Annotated in this window: 13 protein-coding genes, 1 pseudogene and 1 riboswitch; of the genes and pseudogenes, 4 read left to right on the top strand and 10 right to left on the bottom strand. The window is 39.6% G+C overall.

Annotation, left to right across the window (positions count from 1 at the left end):
* A pseudogene (locus AAEY68_RS08770) lies at window positions 1-447 on the bottom strand (transposase); the annotation flags it as partial.
* Between the two features lie 54 nt (window positions 448-501).
* Here AAEY68_RS08770 and AAEY68_RS08765 point away from each other — a divergent pair.
* Both AAEY68_RS08765 and AAEY68_RS08760 read left to right on the top strand, forming a co-directional pair.
* Window positions 502-1,413 (top strand): alpha/beta hydrolase, encoded by a 912-nt coding sequence (locus AAEY68_RS08765; protein ID WP_350585831.1) that lies wholly within the window; start codon window positions 502-504, stop codon window positions 1,411-1,413.
* 106 nt (window positions 1,414-1,519) lie between these two features.
* Window positions 1,520-2,410, top strand: a complete 891-nt coding sequence (locus tag AAEY68_RS08760) for a dienelactone hydrolase family protein (protein WP_024607552.1) — start codon at window positions 1,520-1,522, stop codon at window positions 2,408-2,410.
* A gap of 69 nt (window positions 2,411-2,479) precedes the next feature.
* On the opposite strand, the gene rhlP is transcribed toward AAEY68_RS08760, so the two are convergent.
* From rhlP to AAEY68_RS08745, 3 genes are read right to left on the bottom strand one after another with little or no spacing between them, the layout of a single operon-like run.
* Entirely contained in the window at window positions 2,480-3,274 is a 795-nt protein-coding gene (rhlP, locus tag AAEY68_RS08755) for a rhombotarget lipoprotein (RefSeq protein WP_050582150.1), read from the bottom strand.
* Between the two features lie 48 nt (window positions 3,275-3,322).
* On the bottom strand, window positions 3,323-3,667 hold the full coding sequence (locus AAEY68_RS08750) for a VOC family protein (RefSeq protein ID WP_024592668.1): 345 nt from the start codon (window positions 3,665-3,667) through the stop codon (window positions 3,323-3,325).
* 13 nt (window positions 3,668-3,680) lie between these two features.
* Window positions 3,681-4,616 carry a LysR family transcriptional regulator gene (locus AAEY68_RS08745; RefSeq protein ID WP_024592669.1) on the bottom strand — a complete coding sequence of 312 codons (936 nt, stop codon included), beginning with the start codon at window positions 4,614-4,616 and terminating at the stop codon, window positions 3,681-3,683.
* 133 nt (window positions 4,617-4,749) lie between these two features.
* Between AAEY68_RS08745 and AAEY68_RS08740 the strand changes: the two genes are divergently transcribed.
* On the top strand, window positions 4,750-5,775 hold the full coding sequence (locus AAEY68_RS08740; protein ID WP_350585829.1) for a zinc-binding alcohol dehydrogenase family protein: 1,026 nt from the start codon (window positions 4,750-4,752) through the stop codon (window positions 5,773-5,775).
* Between the two features lie 368 nt (window positions 5,776-6,143).
* Window positions 6,144-6,800 carry a nitroreductase family protein gene (locus tag AAEY68_RS08735; protein ID WP_024592671.1) on the top strand — a complete coding sequence of 219 codons (657 nt, stop codon included), beginning with the start codon at window positions 6,144-6,146 and terminating at the stop codon, window positions 6,798-6,800.
* Between the two features lie 79 nt (window positions 6,801-6,879).
* On the opposite strand, the gene ribB is transcribed toward AAEY68_RS08735, so the two are convergent.
* From ribB to dapB, 6 genes are all read right to left on the bottom strand, one after another.
* Window positions 6,880-7,533, bottom strand: a complete 654-nt coding sequence (gene ribB / locus AAEY68_RS08730) for a 3,4-dihydroxy-2-butanone-4-phosphate synthase (protein WP_024592672.1) — start codon at window positions 7,531-7,533, stop codon at window positions 6,880-6,882.
* Window positions 7,534-7,781: 248 nt separating this feature from the next.
* Window positions 7,782-7,959: riboswitch (FMN riboswitch) on the bottom strand.
* Between the two features lie 80 nt (window positions 7,960-8,039).
* Window positions 8,040-9,098 carry a S66 family peptidase gene (locus AAEY68_RS08725; protein ID WP_024592673.1) on the bottom strand — a complete coding sequence of 353 codons (1,059 nt, stop codon included), beginning with the start codon at window positions 9,096-9,098 and terminating at the stop codon, window positions 8,040-8,042.
* Between the two features lie 241 nt (window positions 9,099-9,339).
* Window positions 9,340-9,816, bottom strand: coding sequence for a transcription elongation factor GreA (greA, locus tag AAEY68_RS08720; RefSeq protein WP_010553419.1), 477 nt, complete (start codon window positions 9,814-9,816; stop codon window positions 9,340-9,342).
* A gap of 48 nt (window positions 9,817-9,864) precedes the next feature.
* A complete protein-coding gene (gene carB, locus AAEY68_RS08715; protein WP_024592674.1) occupies window positions 9,865-13,083 on the bottom strand; it encodes a carbamoyl-phosphate synthase large subunit in 3,219 nt (1,072 codons plus the stop codon).
* A 16-nt stretch (window positions 13,084-13,099) separates the two neighbouring features.
* The gene (gene carA, locus AAEY68_RS08710; RefSeq protein WP_007375827.1) at window positions 13,100-14,236 is read right to left on the bottom strand and encodes a glutamine-hydrolyzing carbamoyl-phosphate synthase small subunit; all 1,137 of its coding nucleotides are present in this window, start codon (window positions 14,234-14,236) and stop codon (window positions 13,100-13,102) included.
* Between the two features lie 362 nt (window positions 14,237-14,598).
* Window positions 14,599-15,402 (bottom strand): 4-hydroxy-tetrahydrodipicolinate reductase, encoded by an 804-nt coding sequence (dapB, locus tag AAEY68_RS08705; RefSeq protein WP_024592675.1) that lies wholly within the window; start codon window positions 15,400-15,402, stop codon window positions 14,599-14,601.
* Window positions 15,403-15,536 lie beyond the last annotated feature (134 nt).

Below are 15,536 nucleotides of genomic sequence, written 5' to 3'. Positions count from 1 at the left end.
CATTAATCGTTGACCTAAGTTGCACCTCTTCAAGTTTAATTGATGTCACACGCTGCTTAAAATCATAATAACTTGAATGCGGAACATTAAATACGCTACAGACCATTTCCACAGACTCATGCTCACTTAATTGGTCTATCAACGAATATTGTTCATCTCGTCTGACATTAAGAGAGCGGTAGCCTTTTTTAAAATTGTTTTTTCTCTTTCAAGCCGATTAACTTTAGCTTCAAGCTCCTGAATTCTCAGCTGCTCAGGAGTAAGCGCTTTAGAGTTTGGTGTTGTGCCACCACGCTCATCTTGTAATTGCTTAACCCAGCGACGAAGAGCTGTTTCACCGACTTCTAGTGAGCGAGCAGCTTCTGGGAGTGAGTATCCTTCATCAAGGACTAATTTTGCTGAATCAAGTTTAAACTCTTGAGAAAAAGAGCGACGTTGTTTTGTCATAGAACACCTCTGTTTGAGTGGTAATAATACCACCTAAATTTGTGTCCGGTTTCATTGAATCACAACAATATCGCTTATCAAATAACTAAGCCTCCTGAGAAAGTTCTCCCTAAAGAATTTGAGAGCTCTATCGCTTTATCTGGAGCACAAACCCATTACTGTAGCAGCGAAATAGATTGTCTTGATTTTAGGGTTATTTCACCTAAGGATATTGATAATTATCTACTAAGTGGCAATACGTTAACATTAACTTTAATTAGTAAAGGAAGCACTGAAGACGATACTTTTGAATATCAACTCAATGCTGATAACTTACCGAGTAAGTCAAACGATGGGCTTTTAATTATTTTTCCGGGATATGGCGTAAATAGTTTGGTTTATACCATGCAAGCCCGATGGCTTAGCCATATCACTGGAAAGAATGTAATAGTGATGCCTGCAAGTAATCAATACGATGAATTTAAGTATGGCTTAAACTCCCTTGATTTATTAGTAAAATATATAAATGAACACCAATACACCGACATTTCATTGCTTAGTTACTCAATGGGTGCAGTTGCAAGCATCGACCTCACAACCAAACTCAATATTAATAAGCATATACTTTTTGCTCCAATGATTAATTTTGAAGCCGCACTAAGAACAATTGCTAAGTTATCATACCTTGTTTATAGCAAACTGTTAGGTGATGATTATATAAACGAAGTCGCGGCTAAGGTAATTGAAAAAAGTAAAGTACCTCTTAATAAACTCGACATATTAAGTAATCTAAATAAGACCCCTCATGCAAGGCAAACTTACATCTTTTCAAGTAATGCAGACAAAGTGAGTCCATATAATGGGTTGCTTACTCTTAGTAACCCAAAAGTGAGCATTTATGAGGTAAAAGATTTAAATCACCTTGAAATGGTTTCTTTAATATCCGCACAACAAAGGAATGTGCTCCTTGCCTTGCTTGATGGGTAACTTTGGCAACAGTCCTAATAATTGAGAGAAATATTGCTCGTTTTTTATCCCTAATACGTTATGGTATTTAAATAATAAATAGACATAATAAAGTTAAGGAACAGCCATGAATACATCTCCTTCTGATCACATTCCTCAAGAAGCCTTTGATTGGTATGACGAATACGCCCACGGTTTAATGGACCGACGTACTTTTATGAAAAAACTCGGTGGCCTTGCTGCTCTTGGCTTTTCGATGGCTGTACTTACATCAGCATTATTACCTAACTATGCACTTGCTGAACAAGTATCGTTTAATGACGATGATATTAAAGCAACATACGAAGAATTCGATTCGCCAGACGGGCACGGTAAAGGCAAAGGTTACTTAGCAACCCCTAAAAACATAGAAGGTAAGCTCCCTGTTGTACTTGTGGTACACGAAAACCGTGGTTTAAATCCTTACGTAAAAGACGTAGCAAGGCGCTTAGCTAAGGTCGGTTTTATTGCGTTTGCACCCGACGCGCTCTTTCCACTGGGTGGCTACCCTGGTAATGATGATGAAGGACGCGCTATGCAAAAAACCATGGATCGCGCTAAAATTCAAAACGATTTTGTAGCCGCAGCACACTTTTTAAAATCGCATGCTAACAGTAACGGTAAGCTAGGCGCTGTCGGTTTTTGTTTTGGCGGCTACATTGTTAATTATTTAGCGGCAGTAGATAGCAACTTAATTAGCGCCGGAGTGCCTTTTTACGGTACTCCAGCCAGCGAAAGTTTACGTAAAAATATTAAAGCACCATTAATGATTCAATTGGGCGAGCTAGATAAACGTGTAAACGCGTCTTGGCCACAGTACGAACAAGACTTAAAAGCCAATAACGTTGAATACACTATGCATATGTATAAAGGGGCAAATCATGGATTTCATAACGACTCTACAGGTCGATATGATAAAGACAATGCCGAGCTTGCATGGCAACGTACCGTTGAGTTTTTTAATAAAAAGCTAAGTTAGCTAATAAAAAATAATGCCACCAGCTCTAAGCCGGTGGCACTATTAAAAATACTTGGTTTTTTATCAACTTTAAATTTTTTTGCTACGCATAACTAATAACGACAACAAAACGAGTAAATAAATACTTAAAGAACCACCGCTGCTAGAGCCATCTTTATTTTCAACTTTTGCAATTTTTTCTTCTTTAACACGTGTTTTAAACCTTGCTAGTTCTGCATCTAAATTAGTACTCATATCACTAACCGCTAGATTAAAACCTTCAGCCGACTTTTCAGATAACGTTTCATCAATACCTATTGCTGTTGTTCTTTTTTCAAGCTTACTTATACCAGGTGCTCTAAATAGCATTTTTCTACTTTTAATATCAAAAACAGCTGTATCCACAAAGGTTTGAATTGTATTTTCATTACCTGGAATAACGTACATACCCACTATTGTCCAATAAAGTAAGGCTGCATTATTTTCATACGATTGCGTAACTTGATCATATGAAACCAGTGCCATTACATCTACATCGTAAAGTCTCCCGACTTGCTCGAGTGTTGCAAAGCCTTCACCTCCTTTTAAATAGGTACTTGGTATAACTTCAATGCGGTCAATGTAATCATATTGTAGAAATGACTTTTTTACTTTTTCGAGTAACTCAACTTGGTTTTGGGTCTCTAACCCGTCTGGCTGCCAGTTTTTAGACGGTACAAATGCAATTCCAACAGTAACAGGGAGTTTTAAAACAGGTATTTCAGGTTTATAGGTAGAGCGACTTTGTTGATCAGGATATAAGAAATCCATTAAGCTACTAGATTGCGTATTTTTACCTGTATTGTTGCTCACAAACGAACTACAAGAAGCAAGTAAGGTCGCCATAAAAATGATTATATATTTATTAAATCTCACATTTATTCCTTTTTATTTTTAATTTAATTCAGTTACGTGCCAAAGCTCACCCGATGGTCCCCATAAGTAAATAACGCTACCCCAAGGTTCTTGTTTTATACCCTCAAAGCGGATATCAAAACCGTTTAAATTACTAATGAGTTCGTATGCTTCATCTATATTTAACACACAAAGTTGCAGCATTAAGTTTTCAGCAAACGTTTTATTATAATAACGCTGTAAAAAGAACGTACATTCGCCAAAGGTACACACACATAAATCATTTGAGGCATCTTCAATCTTAAATCCAAGCGCTTTATAAAAGCGCTGAGATTGTCCATAATTTTTACAGGGAATAAAAATTCTAATATCATCAACTTGCATAACTCTTCCTTAATTAGCTCAGTACGCTTTTATTAATAATTCCTTTATTTACCAACTGTTGCAAAATAGCTTGGGATTTTGCTCTGCATGCATCACGTAGTAAACGCACCGCTGGGGTTATTGACTGCCTACTTGGGCAAATAAGCCAAAGTTCACCATTAACATGTTGATAATTTGGCATAACAGTAACTACCCTGTCATTAAGTAAATCGTCAGCTATATCAAGTGCCGACTTTACAGCTAAGCCCTTACCCGCAACGCACCAGCGCCTGACTAAATCGCCATCGTTTGAGGCGCGCCTGCCATCCATTTTAACTTTATATTTTGACTCACCATCACTGAATTCCCACGTATTATTTATAATATCCTGCAACTGATAAAACAAACCTTGATGCGACGCTAAATCATCGGGATGCACAGGGCTTCCATTTTGTAGCAGGTATTCTTCGCTAGCACACAACAAGCGCGGTACGTTACAAATTTTAAAACCATAAACGCTTGCATCATTAGGCGAGCCATAACGAAGCGCTATATCAACTGAGTCACGGTAAAAGTCGATATTGCTATCACTTATATGGGTTCTTAAACTTAGCTTTGGATAAGTGTCCATGAGTTCATCAATCCATGGGATCACCAAGTTACGCCCTAAGTCAGATGAAAGTGCAACACGCAATTCGCCTTCTATTTCGTCGTGTTCACCTTTAAGGTTTTGCTTTGCGAGCTCAAGCACTGCCAAAGCCTGTTCACATTGTGGTATGTAGCGCTCCCCAGCAGCCGACAACCTCAAATGACGTGTGGTACGAACAAACAGCTCGCTACCAAGCGCTAACTCAACACGTTTAATAGCAGCACTTGCTGTGGCTGTACGCATATCTAACTTAGCAGCTGCGAGCGTAATACTTCTAAACTCAGCGACTTTTAAAATAAGTTTTAAATCTTCTATGTTCATATTATCTATTTATATTTGATAATGATTCAACGATTATGCGGTTTATCTACATTAAAGCAAGGTCTACTATATATCTATTAGCTAGCCAAAGCATGGCTTGCACCTTATACGTAAACAAATTAGGACATTTATTATGAAAGCTATTGGTTATAAAAAATCTCTTCCTGTTACTAATCCTGAATCGTTAATTGATGTTGAATTACCACAGCCAGTTGCAACAGGTCGCGATTTATTAATTAAAGTTAAAGCTATTGCAGTTAACCCAGCAGATTACAAAGTGCGTGCATCTATGCCCCCTGCTGATGGTGAAGTAAAAGTTATTGGTTGGGATGCAGTTGGTGAGGTTGTTGCAATCGGCGATGCTGTAACGGCATTTAAACTCGGTGATGCGGTTTATTACGCAGGTGACATTACTCGCCCAGGTAGTAATGCAGAATTTCAATTAGTAGATGAGCGCATTGTAGGATTTAAACCGCAGAGCTTAAACGATGCTGAAGCTGCTGCATTACCCCTTACTGCAATAACAGCGTACGAATTATTATTTGAGCATTTAAACATTGTAAAACAAGCAGCTGATGCAAAAACAAAATCTGACGACGTTATTTTAGTAACAGGTGCCGCAGGCGGCGTTGGCTCTATTTTTATTCAACTCGCTAAAGCGATTACTGGCGCAACGGTGATTGCCACTGCATCGCGTGAAAGCTCGCAAGCATGGGTTAAAAAACTAGGCGCAGATTATGTCGTTGACCATACAAAACCATTACCGGCTCAAATTAACGCATTAAATATTGGCTCGGTAACACATGTAGCAAGCCTGCATAGTACTGATACTTACTTTGAAGCGTATACAGAGGTACTTGCACCCTTTGGTAAAATTGCAATGATTGACGATCCTGAGTCATTAGACGTTAGCAAATTAAAAATGAAGAGTTTATCTCTACATTGGGAATTTATGTTTGCCCGCTCAATGTTTAATGCCAAAGATTTAATTGAGCAAAGTAAGTTATTAAATCATGTTGCTGAGCTAATTGATCAGGGCCACATTCAAACCACGATTGGTAAAAACTTAGGCGTTATAAATGCGGCTAACCTGCGTATTGCACACGCAGAACTTGAAGGCGGTCGCTCTATTGGCAAAATAGTGTTGGAAGGTTTTTAATTCTATAAATATTACTCGCCTTATTTATACCTGAATTGATTAAAGGCGCCAATGCAATTAGCGTCTTCAGCTAATATTTTGCGGTAGCTATGGCTGTATTTATATTTATTAAAGAAACTATTACCTAATAATATTTGATAATGATTCAACCATATACCTGTTTATCATATTGTAAGAATCCTCTACTATCCGTACCTAGCTATATTGATAAGCCTTACGTTACGTAGATATATCGATTGTATTAAGTAAGTAGAGTGATTTAAAAGCACGATATTATTTTTACAATAAATTTTTAAAAGGGTTTGTTTTTACTAAAACTGACTCAACATAGTAAATACTAGTAAAACACCTACTCAATGGAAAAACTAATGACTCACCCTATTATTAATGACTTAGAAAAGCGCTATACAGCAAAACGTTACGATGCAACGAAACGTGTATCTCAAGACGATTTAGCCGTTATTTACGAAGCTATGCGCCTGTCTCCTTCATCTATTAACTCGCAGCCTTGGAAATTCATTGTAATTGAATCAGATGAGGCAAAAGAGCGTATGCATAGTACATTTGCTAATAAATTTGCGTTTAACCAGCCACACATTAAAACAGCGTCGCATATAATATTATTTGCTCACAACCCTAAATATACCCGCGATGATTACGCACAAATCATTGATGCAGATATTAAAAATGGTCGTACTAAAGCAGAAAATCGCGAACAAGCTTTTGGTGCTTACGCGTTTGTTGATATGAATACTGATGAGCAAGGCAATAATGAAGAGTGGACTAAAGCACAAACTTACATTGCTTTAGGTAACACTATGCATGCAGCTGCACGTTTAGGCATTGACTCTACTCCAATGGAAGGCGTAGATGCCGAGCTGATTGGCGAAGTTTTTGAAAAAGAACTTGATGGTTACGTATGCGACGTGGCATTAGTACTTGGCTATCACGATAGCGCTGAGGATTATAATGCTAAATTACCTAAATCTCGCTTAGCAAAAGAGCAAGTTATTCAGGTTTTATAAGTAATACGTTATAAACTTAAATGATAACAATATTAAAAAACCACTTATTTAAATAAGTGGTTTTTTGCTTTAAAGCAGTTTAACTTACTTGAAGCTGCGCAGCCTGAATGTATTGCACTAAATCTTCAATAGAAACCACAGTCATATTATGTTTATTAGCATAATCACTCACCTCAGGTAAGCGCGCCATTGAACCATCTGGATTTGTTAGTTCGCAAATTACGCCAAATGGTTTTAAGCCGGCAAGTTGCATTAAATCAACGGATGCTTCGGTATGACCACGACGAACTAATACTCCGCCCGTTTGTGCTTTTAAACCAAATACATGCCCAGGGCGCGATAAATCACTTGGTTTAGCGTTATCGCCTGTCGCTGCTTTTATAGTAGTTACTCTATCAGCAGCAGACACGCCTGTTGTAACGCCATGCTTAGCTTCAATAGTGACTGTATAAGCGGTGTTATTTTGACTGGTGTTGTGGGTTACCATTTGCGGTAAGTCGAGCTGTTTAATGCGCTCCTCCCCCATGCATAAGCAAACAATACCGCTGCCTTCGCGGATCATTTCGGCCATTTGAGAAGTCGTTAAATGCTCAGCTGAAAATACAAAGTCGCCTTCATTTTCACGGTTTTCATCATCAACAACAAGTACGCCTTGCCCTTGCTGTAGTGCAGCAATTGCGCTTTGTACGCGGATATGGCTTTCGCCGAATTGAGTAAGTAGAGACTGAATCATCATTATATTCCAAATAAAAAAATAATAGATTCAGGACTGTGAAAGGATCAGTAATATATCGCTTTAAATTTAAAACGATCACTACCAAAATAGCTTAAATAAAATAACAAAAAGCACGCAGCAAAAAGCAGCGCACACTGTTATACCAACGGCATTAAATTAGTAACCTATTATAGCGCTAAAAAAATAGCTCACTTAACGCGATACAACGGTCATGTCTTTAATAAAATTGGTATTAGTATAATAAGCCATATTCTCTTTCATCCGGACTGTAACCGTCGGCTCTGGCATCTCACCAGATCTGCTTGACCTTTACTTAACCTAGTTAAAAAATAAGTTAAATAAAGCGCTCGCGGGCTCGTTTAAGTTATAAATAACATTAAACATACCGCCGGTGGGGAATTTCGCCCCGCCCTGAGAATGTACTTTTATAACTAAAGCGCTATAAAAGCGGGCTTATTATACCCTTTAACTTAATTACTTATCAAAGGTAAGTGAATAAACTTCTAACAAAGCTCGGTATTTAATGAGGCTTTGACTACTTTACCTTCATTTATATCAGCGGTGATTGTACAAGTAGCGCCGTTTACTAAATTTAAGTTAGGTGGAGCATGACCAATATCGGCATCAATAATCACAGGAAATAAACACCCACCTAGTGCAACATCAAGCGCGTGGCGGTAATCAAAAGAAGCATCTTGACCTTGAGTGATCACGCTGCGACCAATAATAATACCGTTTATATCGTCAAATATACCTGCTAATTTTAATGAAAGTAAAAACCGTGCAACGGTTGTTGGCGTCAGCTCTGAGTTTTCTAGGTATAAAATAAGCCCTTCGGGTGCACTGTGTTTTTTAAATTCATGTAGTGCCAAAAATGGAGAGTCGAGTAATAAGCCGACTGTATCTAAACAGCCACCAAATAAGCGACCCGACATTTCAATAGTGCGTGAATCAAAGTAATTTAAACACTGCCACTGAGTAACTTCTGTGTGTTCAAACAATGCATTTGGGTTTTGTACGTAATCAGGTCTATTTTTTTGATAATGCGATGACGGGGCTTGCTCAAATTTGCTACCTGCTTCATAACTTAGTGTTTCAAATATTTGCAGGCAATAAGGACTTTTTTCGTCAGGATGTAACTGCATAAGATTAGCGCTGTGTAGTGTTGCCCATTGGCATTTTGCCGTGAGTGCGCATGCAATGGTGCTTACATCAGAGAACCCAACTAACCATTTAGGCTTTGCTTCTTTAATTGCATTAAAATCAAGTAGGGGCAGTATTTCCATTGCAAGCTCGCCACCAAATGGAGGCATAATTGCATCTATCTCATCATCTAATAAAAAACCCATTAACTGCTGAGCGTGTGCTTTAGCGTTAAGCTGTCCATGCGGTTTGCTTTGGCGTAAAAACTCTCCCTCAACAACATCATACCCTCGATGTTTTAATCCATTAATAACAATGTCTAACCGTGCATGGTACTTTTCTTTAAGGCCTGATGAAAGTGAACAAATTGCTATTTTTGATCCTACTTTTAAAGGCGCTGGGTAAAGTATATTAGGCATATATTTTCCTTTTTAGAGAATACGTTAATACCAATTACATTAAATCAGCGAGTTATTTGATGCGCTAAATGCTCATGTTTTTAATAAATTGATATAAGTACCTACTATACCAACATAGACCATATTTATAGAATATGAATACTGTACAAACGCGCCTACCATTAAAGGTTAAATTACAGACATAAAAAAACCGATGTAATTACATCGGTTTTTATTTAAAAACGTTAAAGTGAGTTATGCGTTAAAGATACTCAACTTCAATGATTTCGAACTCAACAATACCTTTTGGTGTTTGAATAGACACTGCGTCGTCCATTTGTTTACCAATTAAGCCACGTGCAATCGGTGAGTTAACAGATATTAAGTTGTTTTTAATATTTGCTTCGTCATCGCCCACAATACGGTATTTTACTTCAGCATCGGTTTCTATATTTACAATAGTTACCGTAGTGCCAAAAATAACTCTACCGGTATTTGGCATTTTAGTTACGTCGATAATTTGAACATTTGAAAGTTTAGCTTCAATTTCTTGAATACGCCCTTCACAAAAACCCTGTTGCTCACGCGCAGCGTGGTATTCAGCGTTTTCTTTTAAGTCACCATGTTCACGTGCAACCGCAATATCACTTACGATTTTAGGACGGGTAACTGTTTTTAATTCGTTAAGCTCTTTACGCAGTAAATCTGCGCCACGAACTGTCATCGGAATTGATTGCATACTTTTCTCACTTAACACCAAGGCCCTAGTTGGCCTTGGCACATTTCCTTAGTTCAATCGCAGATGTAGCTCTTGAACTGACGTCACTTTGCTGCGGTCATCTGCTTTATTAGCAGTACAGTTAGCGAATGCCGCGTTCAAGGTTGTCGTATAGTTGGTTTTATTTTGCAATGCACCACGACGTAACACCTTCGAATCTTCGATCGCTTGGCGACCTTCGGTGGTATTAACGATATAGCTGTACTCTTTATTCTTGATATAATCAAGAATATGCGGGCGGCCTTCATATACTTTGTTTACACGTCGTACTTCAATGCCAGCTTCTTCAAGAGCTTGTGCCGTGCCACCAGTTGCGTCAAGTTCAAAACCTAAGTCGGTCATGATTTTGGCTAATTCAACAATACGTGGCTTATCGCTATTACGAACAGATAATAGCGCGCGACCACCGCGTGGTAAAGTGTTGCTTGCACCTAATTGTGCTTTTGCGAATGCTTCGGCGAAAGTATCACCAACACCCATCACTTCACCTGTTGAACGCATCTCAGGACCACGGATTGGATCCACACCCTGAAACTTAGCAAATGGTAAAACAACTTCTTTAACGCTGTAGTAAGGAGGGATCACTTCTTTAGTAATACCTTGGCTTGCTAAAGACTGACCTGCCATACAACGTGCAGCTACTTTTGCAAGCGCCACACCGGTTGCTTTAGATACAAACGGTACAGTACGTGCGGCACGAGGGTTGACTTCAATTAAGTACACTTTGTCTTCTTTTACTGCAAACTGTGTATTCATCAAGCCAACAACACCAAGTTCAAGCGCCATGTCGGTTACTTGCTTGCGCATTACATCTTGCACTTCTTGTGATAAAGAATGTGCTGGTAATGAACAGGCTGAGTCACCCGAGTGAACACCCGCTTGCTCAATGTGCTCCATGATACCGCCGATGATTACTTGCTCGCCGTCGCAAATTGCGTCAACGTCAACTTCAATCGCGTTATCTAAGAAACGGTCCAGTAATACAGGTGCTTCGTTTGATGCTTGTACAGCTTCGGTCATGTAGCGACGTAAATCATCTTCGTCGTATACAATTTCCATCGCACGACCGCCTAGTACATACGACGGGCGTACTACTAATGGAAAGCCAATTTCAACTGATTTAAGTAAGGCTTCTTCGGTTGAAGTTACTGTTGCATTTTCTGGCTGAAGTAAGTTTAAACGCTCAACAAGTTGTTGGAAACGTTCGCGGTCTTCTGCACGGTCAATCGCATCAGGTGAAGTACCAATCACTGGTACGCCATTCGCTTCAAGCTCACGCGCTAGCTTAAGTGGTGTTTGACCACCGTACTGTACGATAACGCCTTTTGGCTTTTCAACACGTACGATTTCGAGTACGTCTTCAAGTGTAATTGGTTCGAAGTATAACCTGTCAGATGTATCGTAATCGGTAGATACTGTCTCAGGGTTACAGTTAACCATAATAGTTTCGTAACCGTCTTCGCGAAGCGCAAGCGAGGCATGTACACAACAGTAATCAAACTCAATACCTTGACCGATACGGTTTGGACCACCACCAATAACCATGATTTTATCACGATTTGTTGGGTTAGCTTCACACTCTTCATCGTAAGTTGAGTACATGTAAGCAGTGTCTGAGCTAAATTCTGCTGCACACGTATCAACACGTTTGTATACTGGCACGATGTTTAATAAATGACGTTTTTTACGAATTTCAGCTTCAGATACACCGGCAATTTCTGCTATACGCGGATCTGCAAAGCCTTTGCGTTTAAGTTTACGTAGGAAGTCAGCATTTAAACCCGCCATGCCTACTTTCGCTATTTTTGCTTCGTCTTTTAAAATGTCTTCTATTTGTACTAAGAACCAGCGGTTAACTTTAGTCAGTTCGTAAACATCATCAACGCTCATACCATGGCGCATTGCATCGGCAATGTACCAAATACGCTCAGCGCCTGGCTCGCGTAGTTCACGAATTATTTTTTCTTTTGCTTTAGGATCATCAAGCGCAACTATCGGGTTAAATCCCGTTGCACCCACTTCAAGACCACGTAATGCTTTGTGTAATGATTCTTGTTGGTTACGACCAATTGCCATTACTTCGCCAACTGATTTCATTTGCGTAGTTAAACGGTCGTTTGCACCGGCAAATTTTTCAAAGTTAAAGCGAGGAATTTTTGTAACAACGTAATCGATTGAAGGCTCAAAAGACGCGGGAGTTTTGCCACCAGTAATGTCGTTTTGAAGCTCGTCAAGCGTATAACCTACGGCTAGTTTTGCTGCAATTTTAGCAATTGGGAAACCCGTTGCTTTTGATGCTAATGCAGATGAACGTGATACACGTGGGTTCATCTCAATGATAACCATACGGCCATCTTCAGGATTAATACCAAACTGCACGTTAGAACCGCCAGTTTCTACACCAATTTCACGTAATACTGCCATAGAGGCGTTACGCATAATTTGGTATTCTTTGTCGGTTAGCGTTTGCGCTGGTGCAACGGTGATTGAATCGCCAGTGTGAACACCCATAGGGTCAAAGTTTTCAATGGTACAAACAATAATACAGTTGTCGTTTTTATCACGTACAACTTCTGTTTCGTACTCTTTCCAACCAATCAGTGATTCATCAATTAGTAATTCGTTCGTTGGCGATAAATCTAAGCCACGTTCACAAATTTCTTCAAACTCTTCTAAGTTATACGCCACACCGCCGCCGGTGCCGCCCATAGTAAAAGAAGGTCTGATAATACATGGTAAACCAATGCGCGTTATGATGTCTTTGGCTTCATCCATAGAGTGAGCAATCTCAGCACGAGGACACTCTAGACCAATGTTTTTCATTGCGATATCGAAACGTTCGCGGTTTTCTGCTTTGTCGATTGCATCAGCTGTTGCACCAATTAGTTCAACACCATGTTTAGCCAATACACCGTGCTTGTCTAGTTCAAGCGCACAGTTTAATGCCGTTTGACCACCCATTGTAGGCAGTACTGCATCTGGCTTTTCTTTTTCAATAATTTTTTCTACCACTTCCCAGTGAATTGGTTCGATGTATGTTGCATCAGCCATATCAGGGTCGGTCATGATAGTTGCAGGGTTTGAGTTAACTAATATAACTCTGTAGCCTTCTTCTCTAAGTGCTTTACACGCTTGAGCACCAGAGTAGTCAAATTCACAAGCTTGACCAATTACAATTGGGCCTGCGCCTAAGATAAGAATGCTTTTTATGTCGGTACGTTTTGGCATTATTACTCCAGTTAAATTAGTGTTTACGCGCTTGCATCAAATCGATGAAGTGGTCAAATAATGGGGCTGCATCGTGCGGACCAGGGCTTGCTTCAGGGTGACCCTGGAAGCTAAACGCAGGTTTATCTGTACGATGAATACCTTGAAGCGTTCCGTCAAATAACGATTTGTGCGTGGCACGAAGCGTACTTGGCAGGCTTGACTCTTGAGCTGCAAAACCATGGTTTTGAGCTGTGATCATAACTACATCGCGGTCTAGGTCTTTAACTGGGTGGTTAGCGCCGTGGTGGCCAAATTTCATTTTTTCTGTTTTAGCACCTGAGGCAAGGGCTAATAACTGATGACCTAAACAGATACCAAAAATTGGTGTGTCGGTTTCTAAAAAGGTTTTAATTGCATCAATAGCGTAAGTACATGGCTCAGGATCGCCAGGGCCATTAGATAGAAAGATACCATCAGGGTTTAAAGCCAGTACGTCAGCAGCAGAGGTTTGCGCTGGTACTACTGTAAGTTTACAACCACGGTCTACAAGCATACGTAAAATATTACGCTTTACACCGAAGTCGTAGGCAACAACATGAAACTTTTCATCAGCAGCATCAAGGGTTTTAAATCCTTCGCCTAATGTCCAGCTTGATTCGCGCCACTCAAAATTTTCCTTGGTTGAGACAACTTTTGCTAAATCCATACCTTTTAAACCTGGGAAGGCTTGCGCGGCTTGTAACGCTTTATTTTCGTCTAGCTCGTCGCCAGCAATAATACACCCGTTTTGTGCGCCTTTATCACGCAAAATTCGAGTTAATTTTCTGGTGTCGATGTCCGCAATACCTAAAATATTACGTTCTTTTAAGTAATCATCTAACGATTGCTCGTTACGAAAATTACTCGCTAGCAGTGGCAAATCACGGATCACTAGGCCTTTAGCCCAAATTTGATTCGCTTCTTCGTCTTCGCTGTTGGTACCCGTATTACCGATATGTGGGTACGTCAAAGTTACGATTTGTTCCGCGTATGATGGGTCAGTCAAAATTTCTTGATAACCAGTCATAGACGTATTGAATACTACTTCACCGACTGACATGCCGTCAGCGCCGATTGCAGTACCGCGAAACACTGTGCCGTCTTCTAGGACTAACAGAGCGGATTTAGTCAAGTTAAACCTCCTAACAGTAAAAAACGGGAGTAAGCAATTGCTTAACACCCCGCCAATACCCAGAGGGATCGTCAAAACCAGATTTCTGTGAGCTTAAATTGTTTTACGCAGTCTTAAATGATGCAGATGTAAAGCATTCAACCTTCAATCATTTTTTCTTGCCTAAAACTATTTTTATTCCCACTGAAACCCCGGATTTACTAGCCACTTGGGTATAATTGGAAACACGCATTTAGTAATTTTTGGCAAATTGGCTGCATATTACATTAAGTTAGCTTTTAGGTCTAATATTATTTAGTAAATTGTTACAAACAAGTCACTGTAGGCAAAATTAGACCCAAACAGTCAAAAAAGTAACTAAACTACTTCAGATCTAGTACATCTTGCATATCATAAAGTCCTACCGGTTTATTTTTCAACCAGCTTGCAGCCCTTACAGCACCTAGAGCGAATGTCATTCTTGAACTTGCTTTATGGGTTAATTCGAGTCTTTCGCCCATTGTGGCGAAGTATGCGGTGTGTTCACCTACTATATCGCCCCCTCTTAGTACCGAATAACCAATTTCATTTTGCGATTTAGCTGTCTCCACTTGGCTTCGGTCGTATACGGCAACCTCGTCGTGGTCCCAGCCTTTAGCCTGTGCAATTGATTCGCCAATGGCTAATGCTGTGCCCGATGGCGCATCGATTTTATGACGATGATGCGCTTCAAATATTTCAATATCTAAATCGTCACCAAATTTGGTCGCTGCGGTTTGCACAAGGTTCAGTAATACGTTGACTCCTACACTGTAGTTTCGCGCAAATACAATAGGAATATGTTTAGCGGCATCGTGTAAAAGTGCCATATCGTCGCTTGTTAAGCCCGTTGTGCCAATAACCATAGGAATTTTTTGTGCTACAGCGGTTTTTAAATGGTTTTTCATACCAGCGGGAAGCGTAAAGTCGATTAAAACATCTACATTATCTATTGTGGTTTCTTCGCTAAAGCTAACACTGTTATCGGCTGCGCTATTTACTTGATTTACATTAATACCTAATAACGATGAACTGCTACGAACGTATGCACCTGTAAGTTGTGTTTGCTCTTTAATTGTCGCTGCTTCTAATAGAGCTAAGCCCATTCTGCCATTAGCACCAAAAACGCCTATTCGATTTGTAGTCATTGTTTTTACCTAATTTAAATTTGAATCCGTTTTTTACTAATCTGAGTATATATCCGGTGCATTACAAATACGCGCTTAGGCATTTTTATGCAGTTGGACAAATATTAATCGCTGAAAATAGCGTTACTTTGTAG

This window comes from Pseudoalteromonas sp. RB2-MNA-CIBAN-0110 (genome assembly GCF_040309305.1).
In the GTDB taxonomy this organism is placed as follows: domain Bacteria; phylum Pseudomonadota; class Gammaproteobacteria; order Enterobacterales; family Alteromonadaceae; genus Pseudoalteromonas; species Pseudoalteromonas arctica.
The sequence above is the reverse complement of the archived record's forward strand: the minus strand, read 5'-3'. Positions and strand labels throughout refer to the sequence as shown.